The organism is Rhizobium leguminosarum (assembly GCF_004123835.1).
GTDB classification, from domain to species: domain Bacteria; phylum Pseudomonadota; class Alphaproteobacteria; order Rhizobiales; family Rhizobiaceae; genus Rhizobium; species Rhizobium leguminosarum_M.
Genome location: NZ_MZMU01000012.1, coordinates 673,330 through 699,045, shown reverse-complemented (window position 1 = coordinate 699,045; position 25,716 = coordinate 673,330). Strand labels below are relative to the sequence as shown.

At 62.0% G+C, this 25,716-nt stretch carries 28 protein-coding genes and 2 pseudogenes; 16 read left to right on the top strand and 14 right to left on the bottom strand.

Annotation, left to right across the window (positions count from 1 at the left end):
- The first annotated feature begins 33 nt into the window (after nucleotides 1-33).
- The 6 genes from dhaL to B5P46_RS20220 all read left to right on the top strand — a co-directional run bounded on the left by dhaL (nucleotide 34) and on the right by B5P46_RS20220 (nucleotide 4,450).
- Nucleotides 34-648: a dihydroxyacetone kinase subunit DhaL gene (dhaL, locus tag B5P46_RS20245; RefSeq protein ID WP_129420273.1), complete on the top strand. Its 615-nt coding sequence runs from the start codon at nucleotides 34-36 to the stop codon at nucleotides 646-648.
- Entirely contained in the window at nucleotides 645-1,043 is a 399-nt protein-coding gene (gene dhaM / locus B5P46_RS20240; protein WP_129420272.1) for a dihydroxyacetone kinase phosphoryl donor subunit DhaM, read from the top strand. The genes dhaL and dhaM overlap by 4 nt, the downstream gene beginning before the upstream one ends.
- Complete coding sequence (locus tag B5P46_RS20235; RefSeq protein ID WP_026230806.1) at nucleotides 1,043-1,387, top strand: HPr family phosphocarrier protein; 345 nt, start codon at nucleotides 1,043-1,045, stop codon at nucleotides 1,385-1,387. The genes dhaM and B5P46_RS20235 overlap by 1 nt, the downstream gene beginning before the upstream one ends.
- Nucleotides 1,371-2,975: a putative PEP-binding protein gene (locus B5P46_RS20230; protein WP_129420271.1), complete on the top strand. Its 1,605-nt coding sequence runs from the start codon at nucleotides 1,371-1,373 to the stop codon at nucleotides 2,973-2,975. The genes B5P46_RS20235 and B5P46_RS20230 overlap by 17 nt, the downstream gene beginning before the upstream one ends.
- Nucleotide 2,976: 1 nt before the next feature.
- On the top strand, nucleotides 2,977-3,387 hold the full coding sequence (locus B5P46_RS20225) for a hypothetical protein (RefSeq protein WP_129420270.1): 411 nt from the start codon (nucleotides 2,977-2,979) through the stop codon (nucleotides 3,385-3,387).
- A 61-nt stretch (nucleotides 3,388-3,448) separates the two neighbouring features.
- The gene (locus B5P46_RS20220; protein WP_129420269.1) at nucleotides 3,449-4,450 is read left to right on the top strand and encodes a dihydroxyacetone kinase subunit DhaK; all 1,002 of its coding nucleotides are present in this window, start codon (nucleotides 3,449-3,451) and stop codon (nucleotides 4,448-4,450) included.
- An 816-nt stretch (nucleotides 4,451-5,266) separates the two neighbouring features.
- On the opposite strand, the gene B5P46_RS20215 is transcribed toward B5P46_RS20220, so the two are convergent.
- The 3 genes from B5P46_RS20215 to B5P46_RS20205 form a co-directional block, all read right to left on the bottom strand.
- Nucleotides 5,267-5,995, bottom strand: coding sequence for an esterase family protein (locus B5P46_RS20215; protein ID WP_129420268.1), 729 nt, complete (start codon nucleotides 5,993-5,995; stop codon nucleotides 5,267-5,269).
- Nucleotides 5,992-6,951, bottom strand: a complete 960-nt coding sequence (locus B5P46_RS20210; RefSeq protein ID WP_129420267.1) for an acetylxylan esterase — start codon at nucleotides 6,949-6,951, stop codon at nucleotides 5,992-5,994. Before B5P46_RS20210 ends, B5P46_RS20215 begins: the two co-directional genes overlap by 4 nt.
- 81 nt (nucleotides 6,952-7,032) lie before the next feature.
- A complete protein-coding gene (locus B5P46_RS20205) occupies nucleotides 7,033-7,632 on the bottom strand; it encodes an NAD(P)H-dependent oxidoreductase (protein ID WP_129420266.1) in 600 nt (199 codons plus the stop codon).
- 93 nt (nucleotides 7,633-7,725) lie between these two features.
- Here B5P46_RS20205 and B5P46_RS20200 point away from each other — a divergent pair, with 93 nt between their 5' ends.
- From B5P46_RS20200 to B5P46_RS20195, 3 genes and pseudogenes are all read left to right on the top strand, one after another.
- Nucleotides 7,726-8,397 carry a TetR/AcrR family transcriptional regulator gene (locus B5P46_RS20200; RefSeq protein ID WP_129420265.1) on the top strand — a complete coding sequence of 224 codons (672 nt, stop codon included), beginning with the start codon at nucleotides 7,726-7,728 and terminating at the stop codon, nucleotides 8,395-8,397.
- Nucleotides 8,398-8,406: 9 nt separating this feature from the next.
- Nucleotides 8,407-8,609, top strand: a pseudogene (locus B5P46_RS34975) (cysteine hydrolase); the annotation flags it as partial.
- Nucleotides 8,606-9,952: an epoxide hydrolase family protein gene (locus tag B5P46_RS20195; protein ID WP_129420264.1), complete on the top strand. Its 1,347-nt coding sequence runs from the start codon at nucleotides 8,606-8,608 to the stop codon at nucleotides 9,950-9,952. The pseudogene B5P46_RS34975 and the gene B5P46_RS20195, both read left to right, overlap by 4 nt.
- 88 nt (nucleotides 9,953-10,040) lie before the next feature.
- Here B5P46_RS20195 and B5P46_RS20190 read toward each other — a convergent pair whose 3' ends face one another.
- Together B5P46_RS20190 and B5P46_RS20185 are read right to left on the bottom strand one after the other, a co-directional pair.
- Nucleotides 10,041-10,433 carry a VOC family protein gene (locus B5P46_RS20190; protein ID WP_129420263.1) on the bottom strand — a complete coding sequence of 131 codons (393 nt, stop codon included), beginning with the start codon at nucleotides 10,431-10,433 and terminating at the stop codon, nucleotides 10,041-10,043.
- A 184-nt stretch (nucleotides 10,434-10,617) separates the two neighbouring features.
- The gene (locus tag B5P46_RS20185) at nucleotides 10,618-11,400 is read right to left on the bottom strand and encodes an alpha/beta fold hydrolase (RefSeq protein ID WP_129420262.1); all 783 of its coding nucleotides are present in this window, start codon (nucleotides 11,398-11,400) and stop codon (nucleotides 10,618-10,620) included.
- A gap of 364 nt (nucleotides 11,401-11,764) precedes the next feature.
- Here B5P46_RS20185 and B5P46_RS20180 point away from each other — a divergent pair, with 364 nt between their 5' ends.
- The 4 genes from B5P46_RS20180 (at nucleotide 11,765) to B5P46_RS20160 (ending at nucleotide 14,776) form a co-directional block, all read left to right on the top strand.
- Nucleotides 11,765-12,451: a GntR family transcriptional regulator gene (locus tag B5P46_RS20180; protein ID WP_129420261.1), complete on the top strand. Its 687-nt coding sequence runs from the start codon at nucleotides 11,765-11,767 to the stop codon at nucleotides 12,449-12,451.
- 438 nt (nucleotides 12,452-12,889) lie between these two features.
- Entirely contained in the window at nucleotides 12,890-13,660 is a 771-nt protein-coding gene (locus tag B5P46_RS20170) for a siderophore-interacting protein (protein ID WP_129420260.1), read from the top strand.
- 148 nt (nucleotides 13,661-13,808) lie between these two features.
- Nucleotides 13,809-14,315, top strand: coding sequence for a MarR family winged helix-turn-helix transcriptional regulator (locus B5P46_RS20165; RefSeq protein ID WP_129420259.1), 507 nt, complete (start codon nucleotides 13,809-13,811; stop codon nucleotides 14,313-14,315).
- 44 nt (nucleotides 14,316-14,359) lie between these two features.
- A complete protein-coding gene (locus B5P46_RS20160; protein ID WP_129420258.1) occupies nucleotides 14,360-14,776 on the top strand; it encodes an NUDIX hydrolase in 417 nt (138 codons plus the stop codon).
- A 42-nt stretch (nucleotides 14,777-14,818) separates the two neighbouring features.
- Here the strand turns inward: B5P46_RS20160 and B5P46_RS20155 are convergent, their stop codons facing one another.
- Both B5P46_RS20155 and B5P46_RS20150 read right to left on the bottom strand, forming a co-directional pair.
- Complete coding sequence (locus B5P46_RS20155) at nucleotides 14,819-15,865, bottom strand: DUF3095 family protein (RefSeq protein WP_129420257.1); 1,047 nt, start codon at nucleotides 15,863-15,865, stop codon at nucleotides 14,819-14,821.
- Nucleotides 15,866-15,982: 117 nt separating this feature from the next.
- On the bottom strand, nucleotides 15,983-16,378 hold the full coding sequence (locus B5P46_RS20150; protein ID WP_129420256.1) for an Ohr family peroxiredoxin: 396 nt from the start codon (nucleotides 16,376-16,378) through the stop codon (nucleotides 15,983-15,985).
- 279 nt (nucleotides 16,379-16,657) lie between these two features.
- On the opposite strand from B5P46_RS20150, the gene B5P46_RS20145 reads away from it, so the two are divergent.
- Nucleotides 16,658-17,455, top strand: coding sequence for a class I SAM-dependent methyltransferase (locus B5P46_RS20145; RefSeq protein ID WP_129420255.1), 798 nt, complete (start codon nucleotides 16,658-16,660; stop codon nucleotides 17,453-17,455).
- A 17-nt stretch (nucleotides 17,456-17,472) separates the two neighbouring features.
- Here B5P46_RS20145 and B5P46_RS20140 read toward each other — a convergent pair whose 3' ends face one another.
- The 3 genes from B5P46_RS20140 to B5P46_RS20130 all read right to left on the bottom strand — a co-directional run bounded on the left by B5P46_RS20140 (nucleotide 17,473) and on the right by B5P46_RS20130 (nucleotide 21,250).
- Nucleotides 17,473-17,820, bottom strand: coding sequence for a hypothetical protein (locus B5P46_RS20140; protein ID WP_012757920.1), 348 nt, complete (start codon nucleotides 17,818-17,820; stop codon nucleotides 17,473-17,475).
- Nucleotides 17,821-17,955: 135 nt separating this feature from the next.
- The gene (locus B5P46_RS20135) at nucleotides 17,956-19,281 is read right to left on the bottom strand and encodes an extensin-like domain-containing protein (RefSeq protein ID WP_129420254.1); all 1,326 of its coding nucleotides are present in this window, start codon (nucleotides 19,279-19,281) and stop codon (nucleotides 17,956-17,958) included.
- A gap of 151 nt (nucleotides 19,282-19,432) precedes the next feature.
- Nucleotides 19,433-21,250 carry a methyl-accepting chemotaxis protein gene (locus B5P46_RS20130; RefSeq protein ID WP_129420253.1) on the bottom strand — a complete coding sequence of 606 codons (1,818 nt, stop codon included), beginning with the start codon at nucleotides 21,248-21,250 and terminating at the stop codon, nucleotides 19,433-19,435.
- Nucleotides 21,251-21,539: 289 nt separating this feature from the next.
- On the opposite strand from B5P46_RS20130, the gene B5P46_RS20125 reads away from it, so the two are divergent.
- Together B5P46_RS20125 and B5P46_RS20120 are read left to right on the top strand one after the other, a co-directional pair.
- Nucleotides 21,540-21,926 (top strand): acyl-CoA thioesterase, encoded by a 387-nt coding sequence (locus B5P46_RS20125; protein WP_129420252.1) that lies wholly within the window; start codon nucleotides 21,540-21,542, stop codon nucleotides 21,924-21,926.
- An 18-nt stretch (nucleotides 21,927-21,944) separates the two neighbouring features.
- On the top strand, nucleotides 21,945-22,532 hold the full coding sequence (locus B5P46_RS20120; protein ID WP_129420251.1) for a hypothetical protein: 588 nt from the start codon (nucleotides 21,945-21,947) through the stop codon (nucleotides 22,530-22,532).
- 293 nt (nucleotides 22,533-22,825) lie between these two features.
- Here the strand turns inward: B5P46_RS20120 and B5P46_RS20115 are convergent.
- The 4 genes and pseudogenes from B5P46_RS20115 to B5P46_RS20100 form a co-directional block, all read right to left on the bottom strand.
- Nucleotides 22,826-23,512, bottom strand: a pseudogene (locus tag B5P46_RS20115) (DUF4405 domain-containing protein).
- A 33-nt stretch (nucleotides 23,513-23,545) separates the two neighbouring features.
- Nucleotides 23,546-24,028 carry a cytochrome P460 family protein gene (locus tag B5P46_RS20110; protein WP_129420250.1) on the bottom strand — a complete coding sequence of 161 codons (483 nt, stop codon included), beginning with the start codon at nucleotides 24,026-24,028 and terminating at the stop codon, nucleotides 23,546-23,548.
- A 73-nt stretch (nucleotides 24,029-24,101) separates the two neighbouring features.
- Complete coding sequence (locus tag B5P46_RS20105) at nucleotides 24,102-24,518, bottom strand: carboxymuconolactone decarboxylase family protein (RefSeq protein ID WP_206735375.1); 417 nt, start codon at nucleotides 24,516-24,518, stop codon at nucleotides 24,102-24,104.
- 71 nt (nucleotides 24,519-24,589) lie between these two features.
- Nucleotides 24,590-25,678 (bottom strand): alpha/beta hydrolase, encoded by a 1,089-nt coding sequence (locus tag B5P46_RS20100; protein WP_129420248.1) that lies wholly within the window; start codon nucleotides 25,676-25,678, stop codon nucleotides 24,590-24,592.
- Nucleotides 25,679-25,716 lie beyond the last annotated feature (38 nt).

Here is a 25,716-nt window from a genome sequence, read left to right as displayed (position 1 = left end):
CGCGCGGGAGACGCGGCGACAGGGAGAACGGCAGTGCAGGCGGAACCAGTGCTTGTGGCAGGATTGATCGAGGTGTGCCGCGCGACGATCGCGGAAAACACCGATCACCTCTGCGCGCTCGATCGCGCCATCGGCGATGGCGATCACGGAACCAACATGCGGCGCGGCTGCGAGGCGGTCAGCGCCGAAGGCGAGAGCCTGTCCAGCCTGCCCTTTCCCGACGCCGTGGAAAAGATCGGCCTGACCCTGGTGATGAATGTCGGGGGTGCGGCCGGACCGCTCTACGGCACGCTGCTGATGGAGATCGGCCGCGAGCTTAGGAAAAGCGAGGAAAAGGCCGATTTTTCGCTGGTGCTGAAACAGGCGATCGACGCCGTCGCAAGACGCGGTCGGGCGCATGCCGGCGACAAGACCCTGCTCGACGTGCTCTATCCCGTGCATGCGGCACTCGCCAGCCGCTCGCCGCTCGGCGCAATCGCCCGCAGGGCCGAGCGTTCCGCCAACCGCACTGCTGACATGAAGGCAATGCGCGGGCGCGCCGCCTATCTCGGCGACCGCTCGATCGGTCATGTCGATCCCGGCGCGTCGAGCTGCGCGCTGCTGACCACGGCGATCTGCCGCTATCTCGGGGAGCACCGTCCGCAATGAATGGAAAGACCACAAATGTGGGCATCGTGATCGTCTCCCACTCGCCGCTGGTGGCACGGGGCATCGCCGACATGGTCCGGCAGATGGTCGGCGACTGTGTGCCGCTCGCCTGGTCGGGCGGCAATGTCCATGGCGAACTCGGCACCGATGCCGGCGGCATACTGAGAGCGATCGAGGCCGCCTGGTCCGATGCCGGCGTCGCCGTCTTCGTCGATCTCGGCGGCGCCGAAACCAACAGCGAGATGGCGATCGAAATGCTGGGGCTTCCCCGCTCAGGCCTCGTCTCCATCTGCAACGCGCCGCTCGTCGAAGGCGCCGTCATCGCCGCCGCCGAGGCGTCGGGGGGCGCATCATTGGCCAAGGTCGTCGCCACAGCCGAGGAACTGTCCCCCTGATGACGAGCGGATTGCGTAGTGAAAAACAGGAGCCCGATCCATTGCATGTGAATTGCCAGACGGAGGTGGAAGTCAAGCACGGCGTCGGGTTGCATGCCCGCCCCTCCGTCACCTTCACGCGGCTTGCCAAGTCCTTCCCCTGTTCGATCGAGATCGCTGTCAACGGCAGCGACGTCTGGCTGAACGGCAAGAGCATCATCAAGATCATGGGCGCGAGAATCCGTAAAGGTTCGATCCTCCGGATCCGCGCCGACGGCATTCTCGCCGAAGAGGCGATCCGCGCGCTGAAGGAACTCATCGAGCGCAACTTCGATGAGGAAAAGAAACATGGCCGAACCGCTTAGGCTGAAAGCAAAGAGCGCATCCCCGGGCATCGCATCCGGCCCGGCCTTTCTCGCGGAGGAGACGAAGGCTCCTTCCGCTGCCGAACGGCCGGACGCTGCCACAGCACCCGGAACCGTCGGCGGATTCGGCGCGCTGGAAAAGGCGATCGACATCTCGATCAACGAACTCGAACACCTCGCCGAGGGCGCCGACGCCGAAAGCCGCGATATCATCGATTTCCAGATCGAGGTGCTGCGCGACCCGACGATCGCGGAAGCGACCGGCGCACGCATGGAAGAGGATCAGAACGTCGTCTTTGCCTGGGTCGCCACCCTCGACGCCTATATCGGCGAACTCGAAGCGGCCGACGAGGAGCAGATGCGGGCGCGCGCCGTCGATATTCTCGACATCAAGAACCGCGTGCTCGGCGCGCTCGCCGGCACCCCGATCGCCGATTTCCCGCCCGGCTCGGTCTTCATCGGCAAGGATATGGAGCCGAGCCGCTTTCTCGCCCATGACTGGTCGAAAGGCGGCGGCATCGCGCTGTTTGCAGGCAGCACCGCCGGCCACGTCGCCCTGCTCGCCCGGGCGAAATCGGTGCCGATGGTGGTCGGCACGGGCCGTTTTTCGGCCGCAGATGGAGATCCTGTCAGCGTGGATGGCGACGCCGGTGCGGTCACCCTGAAAGCAGGCGGTATGCTGATCCCGCCGCTGGCACCTGCACAAGCACCTACCGGCGATATGCAAACCGGCAGCAGTGAACTGCGGACGGCAGACGGCGTGCAGATCTTCATCTCCATCAACATCAACGATCCCGCCGAGATCGACGCGCTCGATGCAGCAACGGCAGGCGTCGGCCTGATGCGCTCGGAATTTTCAGTCACCTCGATCGCCGATGCCGCCAATGAGGAACGGCAGCTGGCAATCTATCGCCGGGCGCTGGAGCAAGCGGGCGAGAAGCCGGTGATCATCAGAATGCTCGATATCGGCGGAGACAAGCCGCTCGCCGGCCTCGAAGACCTGCCGGCTCTCTCCCCGGGCCTGCGCGGCGTCCGACTATTGCTCGCCCGGCCGGAAATCGCCCGCGTCCAGGCTCGCGCCCTGTTGCGCGCTGCCGTCTTCGGCAGGCTGTCGGTGATGTTGCCGATGGTGACCTTTCCCAACGAGATCGACAGGATGCGCGAACTGTTCCGCGAGGAAGCCGAAAAGCTCGGCCGCCGCGCCCTGCTCCACCGGATGCCGCCGATCGGCATGATGGTGGAGGTGCCGGCTGCCGCATTGATGCTCGACAAGTTCGGGTCGGCGGCGTTCTTCTCGTTCGGCACCAACGATCTCACGCAATATCTCGCCGCCTCCGCCCGCGACGACATCGACGCCGATGCCGGCAAGGCAGCGCCCGCCGTGCTCCGGCTGATTGCCCAGGCGGTGAAGCTTGCCGCTGGCAAGCCCACCAGCATCTGCGGCGACATGGCCGGCAATCCCAGCTATCTCTCGGGGTTGCTCGCCGCCGGCCTTCGGCATTTTTCCGTGGCGCCGGCCCGCCGTCCCGCGATAAGATCGGCGATCATCGGCCTCAACGCCGATGGCACAAGGGCAGCCGGAGAGTAGAATGGCGCGCGAAGACACCGAAGACGCCATTATCGCCTACAAGTCCATTCTGGCGCAGATCATCGACAACAGGCCATCGGGCACACGCCAGCGCCTGGCGACGGCGCTTGGAAAACATCGCAGCTTCGTCACCCAGATCACCAGCCCGACTTATGCGACGCCGCTGCCGGCGCGCCATCTCGCGACGATCGTCCGCGTCTGCCATTTCAGCGCCACTGAGGAGGAGCGCTTTCTCGAAGCCTATCAGGCCGCCCATCCCGGCAAGCTGCCGGATCTCGGCCATTCCGAGAAATTGCGGCACCTGTCGTTGATGGTGCCGGACTTCGGCGACGACAGGAAGAACCGCCTGCTGGAAGAGGCGATCTCCGATCTGGTGCAGAAGATCGTCGCGATTTCAGGGGCGAGTGAGTAGTGGTTAGTGAGTAGTGAGCAGGTTGACGTAACGTAATGCTTTTGGCCTCGGGAGGGGCTTGATGAAGAAGTTCATGAACACTGCGGAAACCATGGTCGCCGAAAGCGTCGAAGGCTTCGTGCGCGCCCATGAGGCCTTCGTGGTGTTCGGGCCCGAGCGCAAATGCATCCGCCGCCGCCATCTCACCCCTGGCAAGGTGGCGCTCATCTCCGGCGGCGGCGCCGGCCATGAACCGATGCATATCGGCTTCGTCGGCCACGGCATGCTGGATGCCGCCTGCGTCGGCCATATCTTCACCTCGCCGACGCCAAGCCAGATCATTGCCGCCATCGAAGAGGCCGATACCGGCGCCGGCTGCCTGCTCGTGGTCAAGAATTACGACGGCGACCTGATGAATTTCGAAATGGCGATCGAGATGGCCGGCGACCGCCACAGCCTCGACATGGTCGTCGTCAGCGACGATATCGAGACGTCGAGAATAGGCGAAGGCCCCGGCCGGCGCGGCGTCGCCGGAACGCTGATCGTCGAAAAGCTCCTGGGTGCTGCGGCCGAACGCGGCATGTCGCTGGCCGAGTTGAAGCAGCTTGGCGAGGGATTGAACACACGCATCCGCTCGATGGGTGTCGCGCTGAACGGCGTGACAGTGCCGCAGACCGAGCGCACGACGTTTTCGCTCGGACCCGACGAAATGGAAATGGGCGTCGGCATCCATGGCGAGCCCGGCCATGCCAGGCAGCCTTTCGCCGCCTCGGACGCCATCATCGATCATCTCTGCCAGACCATCGCCGGCGACATCGCGATGACGCCGGGCGGCAAGGCACTGCTCTTCGTCAACGGCCTCGGCGGAACCCCACCCGCCGAACTCTATCTCGCCTATAACAGCGCCCGCCGCTTCATCGAGGAGAAAGCCATCCCGATCGAACGCTCGCTTGTTGGAACCTACGTCACCTCGCTCGACATGCAGGGACTGTCGGTCACGCTTGCCCTGCTGACCGACGAGGAAATCGCGCTATGGGACGCCCCTGTGGCGACGGCCGCATTACATTGGGGCGGCATTCCGTGAATCTGCCTGCGGCCGATCTCGACAAATTCGTGGCCGAAACCCAGAAGCAAATTATTAACGCCTATTTGTAGCGAGCCCATTAGTTGTCCCCTACGGAAGAATATCCTTTACACATATTTTTCGTCAGCGAAAACCTCAGTTAGGTTTCCACATCCATCGGAATTCCAAGCTACAGAGAAGTACGACACCCCACACCAAGTCCGAATCTCTTTAAATCTACTATTTATTTTCTTCGCAGCGGCTACCCACTCAGAGGATCTTCGGATCTCATCATCTTCGTCGATAGTAGCTGTATCGAAGGGACCGTAAGACAACGAGCTAAAGCTCTCCTGATCCATCCACGATGAAAGCCGGCTAGCAGGCGTAGTAAGTGGAAAGGCGGCAATAACGTCGCTCTCAAAACTCCAGAAGAACCCAAGAAAACCAGAGGGAGGAGTGGGAAGGCTTGAACCTTCAATGTTTTGGTGACAAGTCAGGCCTGCCGCAGTCGCTTTAAATCCCGGCAAAAATACCAGTGCAGCGACAATAAGCCCGTAAAGACGAGGGCGACCGACAAACAAACTTATACCCCCCAATATTCAATCTTAAGCCGAGTAAATTCATCATATTTGCAGAACAAGTCTGATGCGGTTGTTAAACAACAACCAGAATACTAATCCTCTGCGTGCATTTTGATCGCCAAAAACGTTTTACGTTTGAATTACTCTTTGCAAATGTCAATGCTTCAAAGGCCGACGCACATAAAAACTACGACATTCATAGGTGCCGCTTACACCTCGGCGAGTTTGGATTGCATATGAACGCATCCCGAGGACGTCAGATGTAAAGCGGCGCCATCTTCCGCCAGGCGCCGGCGCGGTGGGCGCGTCCGTCCCAGACATGCAGCTGATGGCCGATATTCTTTTCACCAAGCAGCCGGCTGAGATAGCGGTTGTTGTCGAGGAAGGGGTCGGCATCGCCGATGGTGAGGACGATGTCGCTCTCGCGCAGCCTGTCTAGCCGCCAGTCGCTGCCAAGACCGGGAAGGAAATGCGTCGGCGTGTGGAAATAGACGCTGTCGTCGTAATAGCCGTCGAACAGGTCGCCGAAGGATTCTACCCTCATCGTCAGGTCGTAGCGGCCGGAAAAGGCGACGAGCTTGCGGAAGAGATGCGGATGGCGAAAGAACAGGCTCGCCGCCTGGAATGCGCCGAGGCTGCAGCCATGCACGATGGTGCAATCATGCTGGTTCTTCGCCGCCATCAGCGGCAGCACTTCGTGTAGGATATAATCCTCAAGGGCGCCATGCCGGCGGATGCGCTCGGCAGGGTGCCGGTGAAAGCCATAGAAGGTCTCGGCCGCCAGGCCCTCGATGCAATAGAGTTGAAGTTGCCCGGCCTGCAGCTTGTCGGCGAGGCTTCCGACCAAGCCGAGCTGCTCATATTCGAAGAAGCGCCCTTCCCGCGTCGGGAAAACCAAAACCTTGGCGCCGGCATGGCCGAACACCAGCATCTCCATGTCTCGATGCAGCCGCTGACTGTACCAGCGCAGATATTCGCGGTTCATGGCACCCTGAAAAACTGTCCCACCTTGTCGCGGAGAACCGCCTCTTGCTCTGCGCTGTCAGGATAGTCGAAATGCCCTGCATCCAGGATGAAGATTTCATTAAATTTTGGTATCGCATTCGCGACAGCAAACTGGCAGGGCGGCGCCACCGAAGGATCGAACAGCGCAACGGCAACCAGCATCGGCACCTTGATCCGCGAAGCGGCCGTTGCCGCATCGTAGAGCCGAAGCGTCTCGAGCACATCTGCGTGTTTCTTATGATACTCCTGCACCGATTGCGCGCTGCCGACTGTCGGCAAGGTCAGCCGCAACGGCTGATCCCCGAAGCTCGGCAGCGCCAGATGACCGCGATCGATGCGCTGGTCGTAAGCGATCGCCATCGCCCCGACACCGCCGCCGAAGCTGATGCCGCTATAACCGATATGCTCCGAAAGCCAGGGATAGAGCGCAACAAGCGTCGAAACCGCGAGCCAGATATCCTCGACGCAGCCGCCGATGATATAGGATTTCGGCTTGTCGATATCGTGGAGCACATGCCAGGAGGGATTCTGCGAGATCGGCGGACGAGCGCTAAGCGACAGCCCGCGGCAGCAGGGAAAAAGCACTGCCGTTTCCTTGACCGGCAGATCGAATTCAGGCCGATCCCGCCCGCCATAACCATGCCCGACGACGAGGCCGCGCCGCACCTCCCCCCGACGCGGCAGGATGAGCCAGCCGCCGATCCTGAATGAACCGGTCGAGATATAGACGAGATCGAGCACGTGCCAGTCGGGATGGGTGATCTTGCTCCGGCGCAGCACCGGCTGCGGATCGACCGCCAGCGCCTTGAGATAACGCGCCTTCCAGAAATCGTCGAAACCCGCAGCCGCCTCGGGCGGCTCGACCGCGAGAAGCTCCGCGAGATGCATGCCGTAGGTGGGATCGAAATCGAAGGGATGTGTCTTGGGAATGCTCATCCAAGGCTTTTCTCGTGAAAAGGCCGGTGGCGCAAGACTCTGCCTGCGCCGACCCTCAAAACGGCGCGGCCGGACAGCCCTCTATTGCCGCGAACCGTCAAAAAGCCCGCAGCCGATGGCGCGCGCCGCCTTGAGATGAGCGGCCACATCGTCCGGCCCGGCTTCGAGCAGCAGCTCGGATGTCACTACGGGGGCGCCGCAATAGTTGAAGATGCCGTGATCGATCTGCGTCTTCATGGCGCCGAAATAGCCGTGCCGCGCATAGGTCCCGGCATCGGCGCCGCCAAGCCCGACCAGATGCACCGGCAGACGGCCGAGCAGCTTCGCCACCCCGGTACCCGAGCGATCGTCATAAGCCCAGCCATTGGTGAACACCCGGTCGATCCATCCCTTGAGCAGCCCCGGCATCGACCACCAGTAGACGGGATAGACGAGCACCAGCGCATCGGCGCGGTCGATCCTCGCCTGCTCGGCGGTGACATCGGCCGGCACCGCCTCGTCCCTCAGATGCAGGCCGAGATCGGCAGCGGTGAACCGGGGATCGAAGCCCTCGGCCGCGAGATCGGCAAACTCGACGGAATGGCCGGTATCGGAAAGTGTGACACCTTCGGCAAGATGGGCGGCAACGCCGTGGGTGAGCGACCGGGGATCGGGATGCGCGACGACGATGAGCGCGTGCATGCAGAAAACTCCTATTGAATGATTGCGGACGGAAGACGCGGGCTGTATACCTTTGGTAAGCTACTTTCAGTAAGTTACTTTTGGTATATAGTGATGTCAAGCGCCGAAACAGCAGGGCAGCCGACCGATCCGCAACCGCGCCGCCGCCTGTCGCGGCAGGATCGGCATCGCCAGTTGCTCGACGTCGCTTGGCAGATCGCCCGTGACGAGGGAACGGAAGCGCTGACCCTCGGCCGGCTTTCCGAGCGGGCGGGCATAACGAAACCCGTGGTCTATGATCATTTCGAAACCCGCCCCGGCCTGCTCGCAGCGCTCTACCGCGAATTCGACGCCCGCCAGACGGCTGTGATGGACGCAGCCCTTGCTGCAAGCCAGCCGTCGCTCGCCGACCGGGCCACAGTCATCGCCACCTCCTATGTCGACTGCGTGCTTCTTCAGGGCCGCGAAATCCCCGGTGTGATCGCAGCACTTGCCGGCTCACCGGAACTCGAAAGGATCAAGCGCGAATACGAAGCGGCCTTCATCGAGAAATGCCGCATCGCGCTTTCGCCCTTTACCGGTGCCGGTACGATCGCCGCAGCCGGCCTCTGGGCCATGCTCGGCGCCGCCGAAGCCCTCTCCTATGCCGCCGCGTCGGGCGACATCACCGCTGTCGAGGCAAAGAACGAACTCTTCGAAACCATCGTCGCGATGGTGGCGAGAAGTATGGGCGGCGGCACACATCCCGATCACCTGCGCGATACGGCCGGCCTCGCATCGAGTTGATCCGGCGGGAATACCTGCATCGAATCCACCGCCCGCTTCGCCATCGGTTATCACGGGACCCTGGTGAGCGATGCGACGGCCGCCTTCTCGCACCAAATGATGCATGCTGCGCACAAGCTGAACGCCCGACCTACGCCCATGCTATTCTGATGACGGCCGAACTCATCGAAGTCTTGCCCAAGGCGTCTGCTTCAAAGGAGACAATGCCATGACTATGCTCTTCGAAATGCTCACAAGTGCCGGCTCGGAATCCCTGAACCGCGACCGGCGCAGGTTCCTGACCACCGCGGCGATCGGGATCGCCGCCGCGGGCGTGGCGAGCCTGCTTCCTTCCTACCCGGCATCGGCTGCCACGGGAGATGCGATTCGACCGTTCCAGGTCGACATTCCCGAGGCGGACCTCGTCGACCTTCGCCGGCGTGTGCTGACAACACGCTGGCCCGAACGCGAGACGGTCGACGACCAGTCGCAGGGCATACAGCTCGAAAAGATCAAGCCGCTCGTCGAATATTGGGGCACCGGCTACGACTGGCGAAAGGCGGAAGCGAAGCTGAACGCGCTGCCGCAATTCATCACCGAGATCGACGGCCTCGACATCCACTTCATTCACGTCCGCTCGAAACATCCGAATGCCCTGCCCGTCATCATCACCCATGGCTGGCCGGGATCGGTATTCGAGAACCTCAAGATCATCGGCCCCCTCACCGATCCGACTGCCCATGGCGGCCGCGCCGAAGATGCGTTTGACGTGGTCATTCCGTCGATGCCAGGCTACGGCTTCTCCGGCAAGCCGACCGGCATCGGCTGGGGACCGGACCGCATCGCGCAGGCCTGGGCGGGACTGATGAAGCGCCTCGGTTACAGCAGCTACGTCGCCCAGGGCGGCGACTGGGGCTCGCCGGTCTCCGGCGCGATGGCACGGCTCGCGCCACAAGGTCTACTCGGCATCCACATCAACCTGCCGGCTGTCGTGCCGCCCGAAGTTGCCGCGGTGCTCGCCGCGGGCGGGCCGGCGCCGCAGCGACTCTCCACCGAGGAACGCGCTGCGTTCGATGCCCTCAGCGCCGCAGCCAAGATGGGGAACAGGTCCTATGCCACGATGATGGGCACGAGGCCGCAGACGATCGGCTACGCCATATCGGATTCGCCGGCCGGCCTTGCGGCATGGACGCTCGGTCATCCAGGCTTCACGCACTGGACCTACGACAGCAGCGATCCCGAAAAGTCTCCCGACGAGGTGCTCGACGACATCACGCTTTACTGGTTGACCAACAGCGCCGCTTCCTCGGCCCGGATCTACTGGGAATATGGCGGCGGGCGCAGTCCCGTCCTTGCGGCCGGGGAGAAGACCTCCAAGATCGCGCTTCCGGTCGCCATCACCGTCTTTCCTGGGGAGAGCTATCAGGCCCCGGAGACATGGGCCCGTCGCGCCTATCGCAACCTTATCTATTTCCACAAGGTCGACAAGGGCGGCCACTTCGCCGCATGGGAGCAGCCGGAGCTCTTCTCCGCCGAGCTTCGAGCAGCGTTCAGGCCGCTGCGCCGACCGATATGAGAGGAGCGGCCCCTCGCCGCTCAGGGATGCTGCCGCCTGGTATGATTGACCATGATCGGCACCGGGGTCGCCTCCCTTGGCGCCAAGCTCACGGATTCCAGCCGCCGCTGCCATAGGGGCGCGTGATGATTTCAACCAGGTGGCCGTTCGGATCTTCGAAATAGACCCCGCGCCCGCTGTCGTGGTCATTGGTCTCGCTCGGCTTCCGCTGGCCGGGATCAGCCCAGTAGCGCAGGTTCCGCTCGCGAATTCGATCGAATATTGCCTCGAATTCACCGTCTCCGACCAGGAAGGCGTAGTGTTGGCGGTCGATCTCGCCTTCCGTATCCATATAATCGAGATTGGCGTCGTTGTCGGTCGTGACCATGTAGAACGGCCCCCAGCGCCGCGGCGCCGGCAGCCCCAACATTTCGGCCAGAAAATCTGCCGAGGCCTTGCTGTCGCGAGCCAAGAGGATTGTATGATTGAAGTGGATGGCCATAGCGGTCTCTCGCAAACGAGGTGAACTGCAACCTCGATGGAGGCTTAGCTCGGTTAACACCCCCGGCCGCCTCTTGTTCCGAACCTCGGCCAAACTTGACGCGACCGTCGCGGCATCATGGCCCATCACCAAAGCAAGTCGGTGACCAGCCGGCGAACGACCCTGAGGCTTCCCGGCCTCGGCATCAGTCCGTATTCTGCCCCGCCGCCGTGAGGATCAGCTTTGTGATCTCGTCCGGGTGGGAGATCAACGACAGATGGCTGGCCTGGATTTCAATGGTCTTTGCTCCCATGCGCTTGGCCATGAAGCGTTCGAGATCGGGATTTATCGTCCGATCCTCGGTCGAAACGGCATACCAGCTCGGCTTCGAACGCCAGGCGGCCTGTGTCGTCTTGCCGGTCAGCAGCGCCTTCTGGAACGGTTGCTGTACGGCATAGAGCACTTTCGCCTTCGCCTCCGGCAGGTCGCCGGCGAAATCCCGCAGGAATGCTTCCTCGCTCAGCCGCCCCTCGTCCCCGTCGAAGACGATGCCGGCGGACGCCGGCGGCGTCGGGAAGGTTTTGGCGAGAGCGGTATAATCCTCACCTGCATCCGGCGCCCGCGCCGCCACATAGACGAGCGCCGAAACATTCGGGTGCACGCCGGCCTCAGTGACCATCATGCCGGAAAACGAATGCCCGACCAGAACCGTCGGGCCATCCTGCCGGTCGAGCACCCGCTTCACGGCAGCGACGGCCTCGGGCAGCGTCGTCAGCGGGTTCTGCACCGCCGTGGCATTGAGCCCGGCCGCCTGCAGGCGCGCGATCACCTCGGTCCAGCACGAGCCGTCGGCAAACAGCCCGTGCGCCAGCACGACGCTGCGCGCCGTTACGGGAGCGGATGTCGCGGCCATCCCGCGGGTGGCAAGCAGAGAAGAAGCGGCGCCGGCAACAAGGGCGGCCGAGAAAGTCCGTCTGTTCATCATCATGATCTGGTTCCTTGTGCGTCCAGGAATTGAAGGATCGAAGGCATGTCGGCTCGGGACCGAAGAACGGAAGCCAAGTCAAAATCGGTTGGTCTGTGATGCCGTGTCGGAGCGGTTCGCTTGCCCGGCGCGCGCTGGCCTTCGTCGCGTTGCGGCTCCCGTCGTATTCAAATCGGTATTTGAAGCGGCTTCGTGTATGCAGAAGCCTGCTCGCTGGAAATTTATGTATTCCCATCCGATATAAAGTCAATTATTAAATACGTAACACCTTCGTGATGTCATCTGCGTATACGCTGAGCGCATCCACAACCGCATTTGCATACACAATCGATCGAGGTCGATGCTCAAACAGATCGGAGATGACGGAATGGCAAGTGGTTTCGAAACCGAGGATGACGGCGATGATCGCGGGTTGCTCTCCGACCGCATTCGCAACGCCCTGACGGACGAGATCGCCACCGGCACGCTGGCGGCGGGCGCAGCGTTGGACGAACAGCAGCTTGCCGATCGCTTCGGCGCCTCCCGCACGCCGGTTCGCGAAGCGTTGCGTCAGCTGGCGGCGGGCGGCCTCGTCGAGCTTCGCGCCCGGCGCGGCGGCGTCGTCGCCCGCATGACGCCGGAACGCATCATGGAGATGTTCGAGACGGTGGCCGAGATCGAGGCGGTATGTGTCAGGCTCGCCACCTACCGCATGACGCCGCTAGAGCGGAGCCACCTAATCGAACTGCACGTCCTCTCAGAGCCGATTGTCGAAGCCGGAAATTTCGACGCCTATGACAGCTTCAACCACCAATTCCATGAAGCCATCTATCACGCCACCCACAATAGCTTCCTTGCCGAACAGGCGATCGCCGTGCGCAACCGCCTGAACGCCTTCCGGCGCACGCAATTGCGCCAGGGCGAACGGCTCCGTCGATCCCGGGGCGAACACGAGGCGATCATGCAGGCGATCGCCGAAGGCGACGGCGAGATGGCATCCCGGCGCATGCGCGCCCACATGCTGAACGCCGCCACCTCGCTCAGCCGTTTCATCGAAACCAACAAGCCGGCGTAAGTTCGACGTTCCTACGGCACGGGGCAGTGGTATTTATAGGCGATCAACGTCGTCATCAGCTCGTCGCCGGTGGCCTCGCGAATGCCGGGATTCTCTTCTAGGAATGTACACAACGTATTGCCGATTGCTTCCGCGGTCGTTCCAACCGGCACACAGACGTTTACCCCAACGGAGTTGCCACTTCTCCATAACCGCTGATCGGCCGATCATTGCCCAACCGGAACGGCGCCGGAAAGTTAAACTTTGGCAATCATCGCCATTGCTAGGCCTCTTGCCGTTGCACATGCCGCCGCCGTCGGCTACATCATGCCGTCAATGGTCGGGTCACCCGGCCACGTAAGCGTTAACGTCACTCAACGCGTATGATCGAACGGCTTTGCGGCTTCGATCTGCGCGACTGTGTCCTGCGGATCGAGCTCAAAAAGCTTCTGAGGACACATGGATAACAATCAACTCAAAGATCAGACTTCACCGGCTCCCGGCATCGAACGGGTCCGCCACGACACGCGACGGCGCACTCTCTCGGTCGAAAGCGTCGTCGACATCACTCCTGGCATGCGCCGCATCTCATTGACCGGCGATGATCTCGCCGATTTCATCAGCCTTGCGCCCGACGACCACATCAAGATTTTCGTACCGGCCGCCGATGGCAGCGAAGAACGCCGTGACTACACGCCCCGCCGTTATGACAATATCGAACGGAAATTGATCATCGACTTCGCCTTGCATGAGGCAGGCCCAGTGACCCAATGGGCGATCGACGCACGCCCCGGCGACAGGCTCGAGATCGGCGGACCAAGGGGCTCCGCCGTGGTCTCCAAGACGATAAAGCGGTGGCTGCTAATCGGCGACGAAACCGCGCTGCCGGCGATCGGCCGCCGGATCGAGGAGAGCGGCGCCGGAACCGTCATCACCACAATCGCAGCCGTCACCGGCCCGTTGGAAGAGCAGACCTTCGAGACATCAGCCGAGCTGCACCTCCACTGGGCGCACCGGCCTCTCTCGCAGGCAACCGATTCCAATGCACTGCTGCAGCTCTTGAGCACGGTCGATATCCAGTCGGAGACCTTCATCTGGGTCGCGGCGGAAGCCTCGGTGACACGCGATATCCGCACCTACCTGCTGGAACGAGGTTGCCCACTCGGCTGGATCAAGGCATCCGGCTACTGGGTGTTCGGCAAGGCCGACACGACCGAGAAGTTCGGCTAGGCACCAAGGCGCCGACACTGGCCGCCGCTCTGGCAGCTGGGGCGACGGCCGGGAGAGGTTGTTCGAAAATAGCTGCCGATTCAGTTGCGATTTAATCGGATACGATATATATAAGTCCTAGCATTCAGCGCCTGGATAGGATGAAGTCATGCCCGTATCTAAAACCGCAAGACAGCCTGGCACGCCTGCACCCCCTTCCCCACAGGCGGGCAAGGATGGAAGGAAACTTTCCAATTTTCTGTGCTTCGCGGTCTATTCGGCAAATCTCGCCTTCGGCCGCGCCTATAAGCCGATCCTGGACGAACTTGGCCTGACCTATACCCAATATATCGCCATGGTGGCCCTCTCCGAAGAGGACGACCAGACCGTTGGGGTGTTGGGGGAAAAGATGTTTCTCGAATCCAACACGCTGACGCCCATCCTCAAGAAGCTGGAGTCGAATGGCTATATCACCCGTCACCGCGATCCCGCCGACGAACGGCAGGTGCGAGTCAGTCTGACGCCGGCAGGGCGCCAACTCGTGGAAACTGAACCCGGCAACGCGCTGCTTGGGGCCACCGGCCTCGGCGACGACTTTCCCGTCGTGCAGAAATCGGTGACGACGCTGCGCGACAACCTCCTGCGGTCAACGCAGGGCGAACCGGGGAAATCGTGATCGCGGCATCAGTCGACAGTTGCTGGCATAGCGGAGAAGACGACATGCCCGAGATCGCGATGGGCGCGCTGAGCCAGAACGGAACCGTTCTTCTGGCCAGACGCAGTTCCATGCACAAGGTGCACCCGGATCGCTGGAGCCTCCCGGGCGGCCATATCGAAGACGGCGAAGACGCCGAGACGGCAATGCGCCGGGAGTTGATGGAAGAAATAGGCGTGACGCCGCAGCGCTGGCAGTTTGCGGGAAAGTTCGTATCGGAAGGCCCGCCTGAGGCATCCGTCACCTTCCATGTCTATCGCATCGATCAGTGGCACGGCTATCCGCGGCTGGTCGATGACGAACACACCGAGCTCAGATGGTTTAACGTCGCCGCGATAGAAGGCGAAGCCGAGCTGGCGCCGCCTCAGCTCGGCAAAATGCTCGCAAACCTGGTCAGCCGGGAAACGGGGGAGCCCACTTAGATATCTTGGCGGTCACGAACCCGCGCCGGTTGGGTCCTGAGCCTACGGATCGTGATGCCGGACGATATCGCCAAGCGCACCTTCTTCCATCATTTCGGCGGCCCTGGCATAGCCGCCCCCCATTCCATCGAGGAAATGCAAGTGCGAATCCGGCCTGTCTGATGGCACGAGACAGGTCATCAGGGCATGCGACTGGCGGTGCAGTCCGAAGTTGATCTCGCCGCGCGCCCTCGCCGGAACGAGGATCGCTTCGACCCTGTCGATCTGTTCGCGCGTGCAGTCCAGCGTCAGACGCAAACCATCATCGAATTTGCGGAAATCCGAATTGGCGGCGACCGCCGACCAGCCTTTCGCATCGACCTGCTTCCCGCTGTCTCCGTGGGTGGGAATACCGCCGGGAAGCGGATGAGATTGGCGCGGTGCGGCATCGAAAATCGCAAGCACGCGCTTCGCCAGCGCCGCAAAGACCTCAGGGCTGGTGCGGTCGCGGGGCTCGACCAGCAGCGACAGGATCTCGCCCCTTTGGCTTGGAAACGGAGTCCAGTCGCAGCTGAGACCGGTCAGGTCGGGCCTCGTCGCGTAGCGGCCCGGCTTGACCAGATACCGGCCGTTCTTGATCTGCTGCTCCGCCCATTTGAGCCCGCCCCCTGCAAACATCGCATAGGTCGCGTTTTCCGAAGCCGCATAGCGCGCAACGCTCACGTCGCGCCCACTGGTGCGGATGTCGCGCACGGTGAGCAGCCCGATGCGAAGGGTGAGATCGAGATCAGTTCGTGCAAAGTTCGCGACCTGCCGCAACGCCGAGGTCGCGGCCATAATGCCGTGCGGCGGCAGGGCGAATGCCGCTCCGTCTCCGCGGAACACGAAGGGGAAGTCGAACGAGCCCCAGGCATTGCCGAGAGCAGCGATGATCGATGCGCCTGCGAAGTTGACGTCTTCATAAAGCCCCGCCTTGATCGCCAGCGTCGAGCTGACGACGTCGGTGATGCCGATCAGCCAATCGTCAGGCAACGGCTCGTAGGCATCAGGATCGAGCACGAGCGAGAACTCGTCATAGGCTCGGCGTGGCTGGACGTGGCTGTCGATCATGGCACGTTCTCCGGATGGGCGAGGTTTTCGATGCCTGCCACCAGGCGGGGTGGTTCTGCCGCTCGATCGACAGATCCTCACATCTAAGCCTTCGGGAAGAGGTCTACCCTCGCTCGATCAGACAAGCTTGGTCTCGACGTCGATATTGCCGTGTGTCGCCTTGGAATAAGGGCAGATGCCATGAGCTGCCTCGATCAGCTCCTGCGCGATATCGCGATCAATGCCGGACAGGCTGACATTGAGGCGCGCCCTCAGGAAGAAGGAGCCGTTGTCGGCGTTGAGAGTAATCTCCGCGTCGACCTCGGGACCGGCCGGCAGCGTGATCTTTCTCTGGGCAGCGGCAAGTTCGATGGCGCCGATGTAGCAGGCCGACCAGGCGATGCCGAACAGGTTTTCAGCGGCCGGATGCGGCTGCGGCAGCTTGATATCGATCGTCCCGTCGCTGCTGCGCGCGGAGCCGTCGCGGCCGCCGGAGATGTGGGTTTTGCCGGCAAAGAGAAGCTTCTCGGTCATGGTGATATCCTTTCGGTTTAAGTTTAATACGTATCCGATTAAGTCGGATGCGTTCTAATACGCCCCACCAAAACCGATGTCAACACATTCCGATTTAATCGGATGCGATTTATTTCCAAAGTTGGAAACGCGCCATATCCGGGCAACCCTCAGCGGCAGCTATGCGAACAAGCTGGCCCGTTGCGCAAGGTCACGTCTTGTCCGGGAATGGAGCAATCTATAGGCTCTGCCGACGAACTAGAGCGGGGCGCATCCTGTGAAGAAGCCCGGAGAGATGCCATGTCCTCCATAACAGCAGACAATGCGGGACAGTATGGCGACAGCCGGAAGCTTGCCGCGCGGGCTCGACTGCATAGCCAATATACCATCGCCGAGACCGCCTGGTTTCCGTGGATTGCGGCGCAATTGTCCCTGAAACCGGGCGATCGCGTCCTCGACGTCGGCTGCGGGCCGGCCTGGTTCTGGGCGGCAACTGCAGGTCTGCTGCCGGCGGACCTCGACCTGACGCTCGCCGACCTCTCACCCGGCATGGTCGACGAGGCGGTGGCGCGTTGCAGCGCACTGCCGTTCGGCTCCGTTCGGGGCTGCCAGGCCGACGCCGTCGCGCTCCCCTTCGAAGATGACGCCTTCGATGCCGTGATCGCGATGCATATGCTCTATCACCTGCCCGACCCGGTCGCCGGCATCGCGGACATGTCGAGAGTGCTGAGGCCTGGCGGCTTACTCGCGGTCACCACCAACGGCGCCGACAATATGCGGGAGATCTATGAACTGACGACCATATTTGGCAGTGCCCCATCCGATCCGGCTGCCGAAGCCTTCGGATATGACGCTGCCGAACGATCGATGCGGTCGCAGTTTGGAAACGTCAGCATGTCGCAGCATCCGGCAAGCCTGCGGATCACCGAGCCCGAGGATGTATTCCTGGCGCTCACCTCCTATCCGCCCGGCGATCGCGCCGGCGAAACTCAACTCATCAGCTTCCGTCAAGCCATTGCCGATGCGTTCAGGCAACGCAGCGGCGTGCTTGAGGTCCGCAAAGAGACTGCGCTGTTCCTGAGCAGAAAGACGGCCTGATCGGTGCCGTGGGGCGTTCAGACCTTCTCTTTCTTCCTGATTTTTTCCTTCGGTTCGACCGGTGCATCGGGCGTCGGCGCCAACAGCTTGCGCAGTGACGAGATCTTGTCCTTTACCAGCGGCCGGAAGCGCGTCGCGCGATAGGGCATGTCGGCCGCCCCATAACCTTCCGGCCCGTCGTCATTGCCGCGATTGATTTCCGCGAGTTTCACCCCGATGAACGTGCCGTCGATATAATGGGTGTATTCACCCACCCAGCGGATCGTATAGATCTCGCCTTTGCGGATCAGCTGGTCGATGCTGACATGCTTGAAGGTGTCGTTGATGCAGACGACCTTCTGGCCGACATGGAAATCATAGCTCATGGATCAAACTCTCGAAACGCAATCGGCTCGCCGATCTATAGCGTGCCCTGCGGCAGGGATGAACCCTTTTTTGGCAGCCAAGCCCGATGCTGCGACATCAACTGCACCTGCGCCGCATGGTTTAGGCGATATGCATCAGTCGCAATAGGCCTTGCCGCTCTTGCGGGAGCGAAGATCGAAGTGGAAGTGGTTCCAGTGCTCCGGGTTGCTGCCGGGGCCGAGCACGGTGTTGAAATAGCGGCAGCTGTCGCTGCGCACCGCCTTCAGCAACCGCCCCTCGCGCAGCGAGAACAGGCCCTTCTTGCGCACGTCGATCTCATGGCCGTTCTTCAGCACGAACTTGCCGACGTCGATGGCGTTGCCGCGGGCGTGTTCCGACATCGGATTGTATTTCTGCCGGCTGTTGTTCATGCGTCGGCAGGAATAGCCGCCGAGCGGCTGGATCGTCTTGATGCCGGACCAGTAACGGTAGCGGGCGGACGGCGCCAGTTCGTTCTTCACCCATTTGGCGAAGGCAAGCGTCACCTGGCAGTTCAGCGTCACGGCGGGGCGGACGCCGATATTGCCGGAAAGCCCCTTCAGCGACACCGGATAGGGTACCTGGCAGGCCGGCCCGTTCGAGATCGGCGGCTTGTTGTCGAAGAGTACGCCCATGCGCTTCAGCTCGCGCCGGCAGGCAAGCTCGGAGGATGGCATGACGCTGGGATCGACGGGTGCTGCCGGTTGGCTTATCATCGGATTGTTCGGCCGCAGCATCGCGACCTCTTCGCTCTCGTCCTCTTCGGGAACACGGGCCGGCGCCACCACTGGGCTGCCATCGTTCCAGGCGGGCCGGCTCATCTGTGCCTCGGCCGACGGCTGCGGTATTGGCTGCTGCGCGGGCTGGCGCATGGGCTGGTTGAGCTGCGTTGGATTATCGGTGCCGATGCCGTCGACAACCGGCTCGGTGGCGTTGCCCTCGGCGATCTGCTGATGTTGTTCCTGCGCCAGCCCGACGACCGGCTCGGCCCCGAGATCGTCATCCATGTTGACGCCGCCCGACGGGATCGCAAGCGCCTGCGTGCCGCCCCAGTTGCCGCTCGGTTGGCCTGCCGCCAGCGCCTCGTCGCTGTCGATCATCGGCAGCCTACCCCCCTGCGCCGGTGCGGCCCGCGCCCCCGGAGCGGTCCGCGCCGCGTGGCCGGTGCCGGCAAGGTTTGGCGTATCGACATAATCGACGGAACCCTGGCTATTGCCGACGGGCGCGCTGGAAACCGGATAGGAGGCCTGGCTCTCCACCGGCGCCATGCGCACGGCAGGCGCCATGCGCGCTGCCCCCCGCGACGGCGAAATCGAGCTGACCCTGGTGCCGTTATCGACATTGGCCGGCGGCACCAGCCCGTCGCTGATCGAACAGGTCGTCAGCGCCGCCGAAAGCAGCAAGGGCAAAAGGGATCGCCGAGGAAAGGAAACAAACGCCATACTCTTATCGCTTCCGCAGGCTGGCTGGGCAGTGACCGAAAAAACTCACTCCAATTTTAATTAAAAACGGTGAATGAAAACTTACCGGCACAATCTGAACGCAACGGAAATGAAAAAGGCCGGTTTCCCGGCCTTTCATCTCTACGTTTCCTCACGCTGCCCGTGTGTATCGGGCCACTGGCGGCGGCTCCCCACGCAGGCGGAAATTCGAAAGCAGCGTCTTCAGCTGGGTGCTCTCGTCGGCGAGCGTGCGGCTTGCCGCCGTCGTCTCCTCGACCATCGCGGCATTCTGCTGCGTCATCTGGTCCATGTGATTGACGGAACCGTTGATCTCGTTCAGCCCGGTCGACTGCTCGCGCGCCGCCGTCGCGATTGATGCGACGTGATCGTTGACCTGGTTGACCAACGCCTCGATCTCCAGCAGTGCCTCACCCGTCGAGCGCACCAGCGCCACCCCACCCTCGACCTCCGTTGCCGACCGGCTGATCAGTTCCTTGATCTCCTTGGCCGCATTGGCGGAACGCTGAGCAAGTTCGCGCACTTCCTGCGCGACGACGGCAAAGCCGCGGCCCGCCTCGCCCGCCCGCGCAGCCTCGACGCCGGCATTCAGTGCCAGAAGGTTCGTCTGGAAGGCGATCTCGTCGATGACCGAGATGATCTGACCGATGCGGTTGGACGAATCCTCGATCCGGCCCATCGCCGTCACCGCATTGCGGACGATCTCGCCGGATTTTCCGGCACTCGCCTTGGTCTCGGCCACCATCTCGCGTGCCTCGTTCGCCCGCTCGGATGCCGTCTTGACCGTCGCGGTGATCTCGTCGAGAGCGGCCGCCGTTTCTTCGAGTGCGGCCGCCTGCTGCTCCGTGCGCTTCGACAAATTGCCCGTCGCCTCGCTGATATCGGACGCGCTGTCGTTGACGACGCGGCTCGATTCGGCGATCGCGTGGATGACGCCGTTCAGCGCGTCGACGGCGGCGTTGAAATCGCCCCTCAGCTTGGCGTAGTCTTCGCCGATATCGCCGATCGCAACCGTCAGGTCGCCGCCCGCAAGCTTCTCCAGGCCGACACCGAGCGCCTGCATCGCATGGGTCTGCCGTTCGGAGGCAGAGCGCAGGCTCGCCTCGTTGCCACGGCGCTCTTCTTCGATCTGCCGCTGCCTCTCATCTTCCCGGCCGCGCAGCGCGCTGCGCTCATCGACGGAGTCGCGCAGCACCAGCAGCACCTTGGCCATCTGGCCGACCTCGTCGCGATACTCGCTGCCGGCGATCTCTACCGATGCCTCTTCGGCAGCAATCGCATTCATCGCTTTCCTCAGCCGGGCAATCGGTGCCGTCACGCTGCGCACGATGGCAAAGGCGATCGCGATCGTCGCCGCAGCGCCGATCAGGCAGGCCATCGTGGCCCAGAGCAAATTCTGGCGATAAAGCGCGGCAAGGTCGTCGGCATAGACGCCGGTGCCGACGATCCAGCCCCAGGGCTCGAAACCGGCGACATAGGAGTATTTCAGCACCGGCTCATCGGCGCCCGGCTTCGGCCAGAGATAGTCGACGAAACCCTTGCCGTCCTTCTTCACCTTGTTGACGAACTCGACGAACAGGAATTTGCCGGCCGGGTCCTTCATCTGCGAGATATCGGTACCATCAAGCGCCGGCTTGATCGGGTGCATCACCATTTTGGGATGCATGTCGTTGATCCAGAAATAGCCGTCGGCGCCGTAGCGCATCGCGCCGATCACGTCCTTGGCCGCCGCCTGCGCCTGCTCGCGGGTCATCGTGCCCGCCTGCTCCATCTTATAATATTTTTCGAAGATGCCGAGCGCCGTCGCATCCAACTGCGCCAGCCCTGCCTTCCGCTCGTCTTCCAGCTCGGAGTAAGAATAGTTCAGAAAGAAGACCATCGTCGCCGCGAGCACGGCAAGCGTGAAGCCAACGAGACAATAAAGACGGGTGGAAATCTTGACGTTGCGCATGAGGTTCCCAGCGATTCTTATAGGTGAAATCAATCGCATTCTGAATTGCCGGAATTACTGGAGCGTAAAGCTTAATTAGAAGAAGTTTAAATAACGTAAGGTCAGGTGACATCTCTAAAATTCAACCATTTGAAATCGAATGAAATTTCAATCGGCAACGGCAGCAACATTTTTCCCATCGGCCGTCCGTAGCGCTTGGTCTTGACGTCTTTTACAGCCCTCAGCCTTTGCACTAGGGTGCTTCGCAGTGAATCGCCGGCCCGACGCCACACCAGATGGAGAAGACTTGATGACCGATGCCGCCAAGCCGAGAGGCGAATTGACGCTGAGGACGCTTGCCATGCCAGGCGATGCCAATCCGGCTGGAGATATCTTCGGCGGCTGGGTCATGGCGCAGATGGACCTTGCCTCAGGCATCCGTGCGGCCGAGCGCGCCAAGGGTCGCGTCGTCACCGCCGCCGTCAAGGAGATGGCCTTCGAGCTGCCGGTCAAGATCGGCGACACGTTGTCCGTCTATACGGATATCGACCGTGTCGGCCGCACCTCGATCACGCTGTGCGTCGAAGCCTGGGCGCACCGCGCACGTTACGCCAAGATGGAAAAGGTCACAGCTGGCACCTTCATCATGGTGGCGCTCAACGAAGAGGGCAAACCGAAACAAGTCCCCGAAGAGTGACAGGCCAGGATCGAAAGCATGGAAACGGTCAGCTCGCCGGAGGTCTTCCTTCACATCAAGGTGGTGATGGGCATGGTCATCAGCCTTTCGCTTGCCAGGGTGCTCACCGGCCTTGCCGGCATCGTCCAGCATCCTGGTAAGGCCAAGGTCTATCCGATCCATCTCGGCTGGGCGCTGTCGATGTTCCTGTTCATCATCCATATCTGGTGGTGGGAATATCGCCTGCAGGCGGTGCCGGCCATCGGCTTCGGCATCTATCTCTTCCTCGTCTGCTTCTGCAGCCTGTTCTTCCTGCTCTGCGCCCTGCTCTTTCCTGCCTCGCTCGACGAATATGGCGGCTACGAGGAATATTTCATTTCCCGGCGCAAATGGTTCTTCGGCATCCTCGGTCTCACCTACGCCATCGATATTCTCGACACGGCGATCAAGGGCCATGAGCGCATCCTCTCGCTCGGCTGGGAATATCCCGCCCGCAACATCGTCTACATCATCCTCTGCGCCATCGCCGCCTGGACCCCCAACCGCCGCTTCCACACCGCCTTCATCACCGCCAACCTAATTTATCAGGTGAGTTTCATCTTCCGGCTCTATGATGTGCTGGGGTGAGAAGCGGCCCCGCAAAGCGGGAGCAATCGATCCAGTGAATCGATTGCAACGTCGAACGCCCTGAGCCCAAGCGAAGGGCCGGGCAGCGGCTCGCTCCACACCTTCATTTCAAGCCGCGGCCTCTCTCCAGCCTCATCCTGAGGTGCCCCGCAGGGGCCTCGAAGGACGAGGCTGGCCACCTGCTTCGCCGAATGCGGGTGCTGGCGCGGCATCCAGCCACCCGCCCCCGTGGTTCGAGACGGCCCTTCAGGCCTCCTCACCATGAGGGCTGGTCGGTGTGCCGCGCCTTCCTGTCACAAAATGTGGAGTGCCCCACGCGCCCATCTAAGCCAGACAGCCGCATAGTGCGCAGCGCAAGCACACACCCCGAGGATCGCGATGTGATGCAAAAAGAAGCCCGCGGTCGATTCCTGAAAGTCCCAGAAATCGATCGACGGCCGGCCGACGAGCCTATCCCCAATTCCCATGACGAACATGCCGTGGATACCGCACGCCACTATCGCGCCTGCGATCCCTCGAAGGACAGCGGTCCTGATCGCGTTCGGCGGCCCGACCCGCAACAGCCTGCCTGTGACGGTCATGATCATCGACCAGTGAAGGCCGAGATGGATGGCGGCGAGGATGAACGCCCAATAGGCCGCAAGAATGTGTATTTCGCGCGCAGTCGGTCCGCCGCTCACGGGAAGGAAAACAAACACCGTGCGCGATAGCAGCACGCTGGTCACCAGCAATGCGGCCATTGCCAGGGCAATCGAGATATTCGACGCGATTGTCACGAGGCTCGGTCTGCCGCGCACCGCCTTTGGAAGCCTGCTCCATCACCGCCTGTTAAAGACGTTGTGCGATAGGAGAAGGATGAACATGCCGGTGCCGATCAGCTCATGCGAGGTGTTGTCGAGCCACCAGTAGGCTAGCGCGGCCAGGAGCAGACCGGCGGCCGTGAAGTCGAGCAGGAGGCGGATCACGAAAAAAGGACTCATGATGCGACGCCCTCGCCGGAGATTCGATCCGGCCTAGTCAATGACGGCTCCGTTAAATTCCTTGAGAGCATCGAGGGTATAGAGGAAGTCTTCGTCGGCCCTGGACGAATGACAGGACTGGCATCGCGCCGTGTTCTCGGCCATGTTGACGCTGCCATCCGGCTTGAACCATTGGAACTGCCAGTCGCCGGTGCGACGGTCTTCGTCATAGTCGCCGCCCCAGCCGGAACCCTTTTCCATGACGAAGGTGCGATAGATTTCCCCGTCGCGGTAATCGACCAGCGCGAAGTGCGTGCCCGCGGGAACAGGCTGCCCGTTCTTCACGGCCTGGATGGCTTCCCTCGTCGTCATGATGTGCTCGGTCACGTTGCCGCGCCTGACGGTCGTATAGTGAACGAGACCTGCCAATTGGGGCAGCGTCGTCCGGTTCGGCTCGGCGTCGACTTGCCAGCCGACCAGAACCACGGCGCCTGCCATGGCAAAGAGAATGGAAATGCGCTTGATGAGATGACGCATGAATGTCTTTTCCTGGTTTTGTGCGGAAGATGTTCGGGCGGCCGGCTCCGGCAAAAGCGGAGGGCTACTCGCCTTATTTGCGTCCGAACACGTCTTTCGCGACGGCAACGGCCGACACGGCATTCGGCCAGCCGGCGTAGAAGGCAAGGTGGGTGATCGTCTCAACCAGTTCGTCCTCGGTCACGCCGTTCTGGCGGGCCATGGCAAGATGAGATCTGAGCTGGTCGGGCCGGTTCATGGCGATCAGCGCGGCCACGGTCACCAGGCTGCGATCCCGTTTCGAGAGCTGCGGGCGCTCCCATATGTCGCCATAGAGGACGTCATCGGTCAGTTCAGCCAGCTTCGGCGCGGTCGCGCCCATCAGCTGCTGGGCGCGCGAGCGCCTGGACTTGTCGTCCCCTTCGGCCGGTGTCTGAGCACTGACGGCGCCCGGCAGAACGGCCAGCATCATGCTGGCCGACAGCAACAGGTTTCCCAACAATTGTTTCATAGACTTCACCTCTTGAGTTCCAGGATCAGGCGGATGCTGCGCGAAGAATCTTCCAGCTTCGCGCGGCGCGATCAGTCGAGCTTCTTCTCGCGGAGGAAGGTCGAGACCAGATCGGCGATCTCCACGTTGTTCATGTCGGAGAATGGGAAGTGGGTGTTGCCGCGGATGCCGATCTCGGGAAGGTGCACGACAGTGACATCGCCGCCATGCTTGTTCACCGTATCGCGCCACAGGCGGGCCATTGCCAGGCGCACCCGCCAGCTGTCCTGCGCCGGCATCGTCGTCGGCTGGTCGGGGATGTTGTCGCCGTAATAGATGACGATCGGGATCTTCGTCAGCTTGATGAAGTCGTCCATCGGCACCGGCACGCCCTTCAGCGTGTCGAAGGCGCTCGGCATATCGGCGGGAACCTCGCCTGCCGGAAACACGAAGCTGCTGCCGGGTTCGAAGGCGACAATAGCTTTGACCTTGTCGCTCTTGATGGCCGTCAGCCAGCCGGGTCCGCCGCCCTGCGAGTGGGTGAAGAGGATGCCGGGGCCGATTTTCTCGAACAGCTTTGCCACCGCATCCGACACGACCTCCATATCGAACGGCCCGGTGTTCGGCGTCATCGCGCGGAAGTACTGGTTCAGCGCTTCCGGACCACGGGAGAATTGCACGCCGTCGAAATAGTTCGGCCAGGTGCCGACGCGAAACTGGTTGAACCAGAGCTGCTCGTCCGCTGTCGGCTTCACTGTTGCCTCCGCCATGCTCCGTCCGGCGCCGCCCCGGCGCGGCTGGTCGACGAGATAGGTGGAGAAGCCTCGACGCAGGAAGATGTTCTGGAAGCCTTCGCGGCCGTCGGGTGTCGTCTCCCAGGTCTTGGAGAATTGTCCGGCACCGTGCCACATCACGATCGGGTACTGACGCGGGTTTGCCGGCATCTGATAGAAGGCGAAGGCATGATCGCCGTGATAGGTCTGGCCTGCGGGATCGAGAGGTTTCAGCGGATCGAAGGTTCCGGGCGCTGCCGTGCTGGTTCCCCCGACGGCAAAACTGCCCTGCTCCTGGATGACCAATGGCTCGGGCTTTACCGCGTCGGCAGCCGTCGCCAATGGCGCGGCAAGCTGCGCAGAGGCAAGCAGCAATGCCGCCAAGGTGTTGGACAATCCATATCGCATGTCGGCTTCTCGCTTCGTTTCAGATGGCGAGAAGGTAA

What these genes read in the sequence shown, in the direction of transcription:
- B5P46_RS20235 (WP_026230806.1), top strand. Translation starts at nt 1,043, where the DNA reads ATGACGAGCGGATTGCGTAGTGAAAAACAGGAGCCCGATCCATTGCAT.
- B5P46_RS20155 (WP_129420257.1), bottom strand. Translation starts at nt 15,865, where the DNA reads ATGATCGACAGCCACGTCCAGCCACGCCGAGCCTATGACGAGTTCTCG.
- B5P46_RS20100 (WP_129420248.1), bottom strand. Translation starts at nt 25,678, where the DNA reads ATGCGATATGGATTGTCCAACACCTTGGCGGCATTGCTGCTTGCCTCT.
- B5P46_RS20230 (WP_129420271.1), top strand. Translation starts at nt 1,371, where the DNA reads ATGGCCGAACCGCTTAGGCTGAAAGCAAAGAGCGCATCCCCGGGCATC.
- B5P46_RS20190 (WP_129420263.1), bottom strand. Translation starts at nt 10,433, where the DNA reads ATGGCCATCCACTTCAATCATACAATCCTCTTGGCTCGCGACAGCAAG.
- B5P46_RS20135 (WP_129420254.1), bottom strand. Translation starts at nt 19,281, where the DNA reads ATGGCGTTTGTTTCCTTTCCTCGGCGATCCCTTTTGCCCTTGCTGCTT.
- B5P46_RS20140 (WP_012757920.1), bottom strand. Translation starts at nt 17,820, where the DNA reads ATGAGCTATGATTTCCATGTCGGCCAGAAGGTCGTCTGCATCAACGAC.
- B5P46_RS20215 (WP_129420268.1), bottom strand. Translation starts at nt 5,995, where the DNA reads ATGAACCGCGAATATCTGCGCTGGTACAGTCAGCGGCTGCATCGAGAC.
- B5P46_RS20210 (WP_129420267.1), bottom strand. Translation starts at nt 6,951, where the DNA reads ATGAGCATTCCCAAGACACATCCCTTCGATTTCGATCCCACCTACGGC.
- B5P46_RS20130 (WP_129420253.1), bottom strand. Translation starts at nt 21,250, where the DNA reads ATGCGCAACGTCAAGATTTCCACCCGTCTTTATTGTCTCGTTGGCTTC.
- B5P46_RS20150 (WP_129420256.1), bottom strand. Translation starts at nt 16,378, where the DNA reads ATGACCGAGAAGCTTCTCTTTGCCGGCAAAACCCACATCTCCGGCGGC.
- B5P46_RS20145 (WP_129420255.1), top strand. Translation starts at nt 16,658, where the DNA reads ATGTCCTCCATAACAGCAGACAATGCGGGACAGTATGGCGACAGCCGG.
- B5P46_RS20120 (WP_129420251.1), top strand. Translation starts at nt 21,945, where the DNA reads ATGGAAACGGTCAGCTCGCCGGAGGTCTTCCTTCACATCAAGGTGGTG.
- B5P46_RS20170 (WP_129420260.1), top strand. Translation starts at nt 12,890, where the DNA reads ATGGATAACAATCAACTCAAAGATCAGACTTCACCGGCTCCCGGCATC.
- B5P46_RS20200 (WP_129420265.1), top strand. Translation starts at nt 7,726, where the DNA reads ATGTCAAGCGCCGAAACAGCAGGGCAGCCGACCGATCCGCAACCGCGC.
- B5P46_RS20105 (WP_206735375.1), bottom strand. Translation starts at nt 24,518, where the DNA reads ATGAAACAATTGTTGGGAAACCTGTTGCTGTCGGCCAGCATGATGCTG.
- B5P46_RS20220 (WP_129420269.1), top strand. Translation starts at nt 3,449, where the DNA reads ATGAAGAAGTTCATGAACACTGCGGAAACCATGGTCGCCGAAAGCGTC.
- B5P46_RS20165 (WP_129420259.1), top strand. Translation starts at nt 13,809, where the DNA reads ATGCCCGTATCTAAAACCGCAAGACAGCCTGGCACGCCTGCACCCCCT.
- B5P46_RS20185 (WP_129420262.1), bottom strand. Translation starts at nt 11,400, where the DNA reads ATGATGATGAACAGACGGACTTTCTCGGCCGCCCTTGTTGCCGGCGCC.
- B5P46_RS20160 (WP_129420258.1), top strand. Translation starts at nt 14,360, where the DNA reads ATGCCCGAGATCGCGATGGGCGCGCTGAGCCAGAACGGAACCGTTCTT.
- B5P46_RS20125 (WP_129420252.1), top strand. Translation starts at nt 21,540, where the DNA reads ATGACCGATGCCGCCAAGCCGAGAGGCGAATTGACGCTGAGGACGCTT.
- dhaM (WP_129420272.1), top strand. Translation starts at nt 645, where the DNA reads ATGAATGGAAAGACCACAAATGTGGGCATCGTGATCGTCTCCCACTCG.
- B5P46_RS20205 (WP_129420266.1), bottom strand. Translation starts at nt 7,632, where the DNA reads ATGCACGCGCTCATCGTCGTCGCGCATCCCGATCCCCGGTCGCTCACC.
- B5P46_RS20180 (WP_129420261.1), top strand. Translation starts at nt 11,765, where the DNA reads ATGGCAAGTGGTTTCGAAACCGAGGATGACGGCGATGATCGCGGGTTG.
- B5P46_RS20110 (WP_129420250.1), bottom strand. Translation starts at nt 24,028, where the DNA reads ATGCGTCATCTCATCAAGCGCATTTCCATTCTCTTTGCCATGGCAGGC.
- B5P46_RS20195 (WP_129420264.1), top strand. Translation starts at nt 8,606, where the DNA reads ATGACTATGCTCTTCGAAATGCTCACAAGTGCCGGCTCGGAATCCCTG.
- B5P46_RS20225 (WP_129420270.1), top strand. Translation starts at nt 2,977, where the DNA reads ATGGCGCGCGAAGACACCGAAGACGCCATTATCGCCTACAAGTCCATT.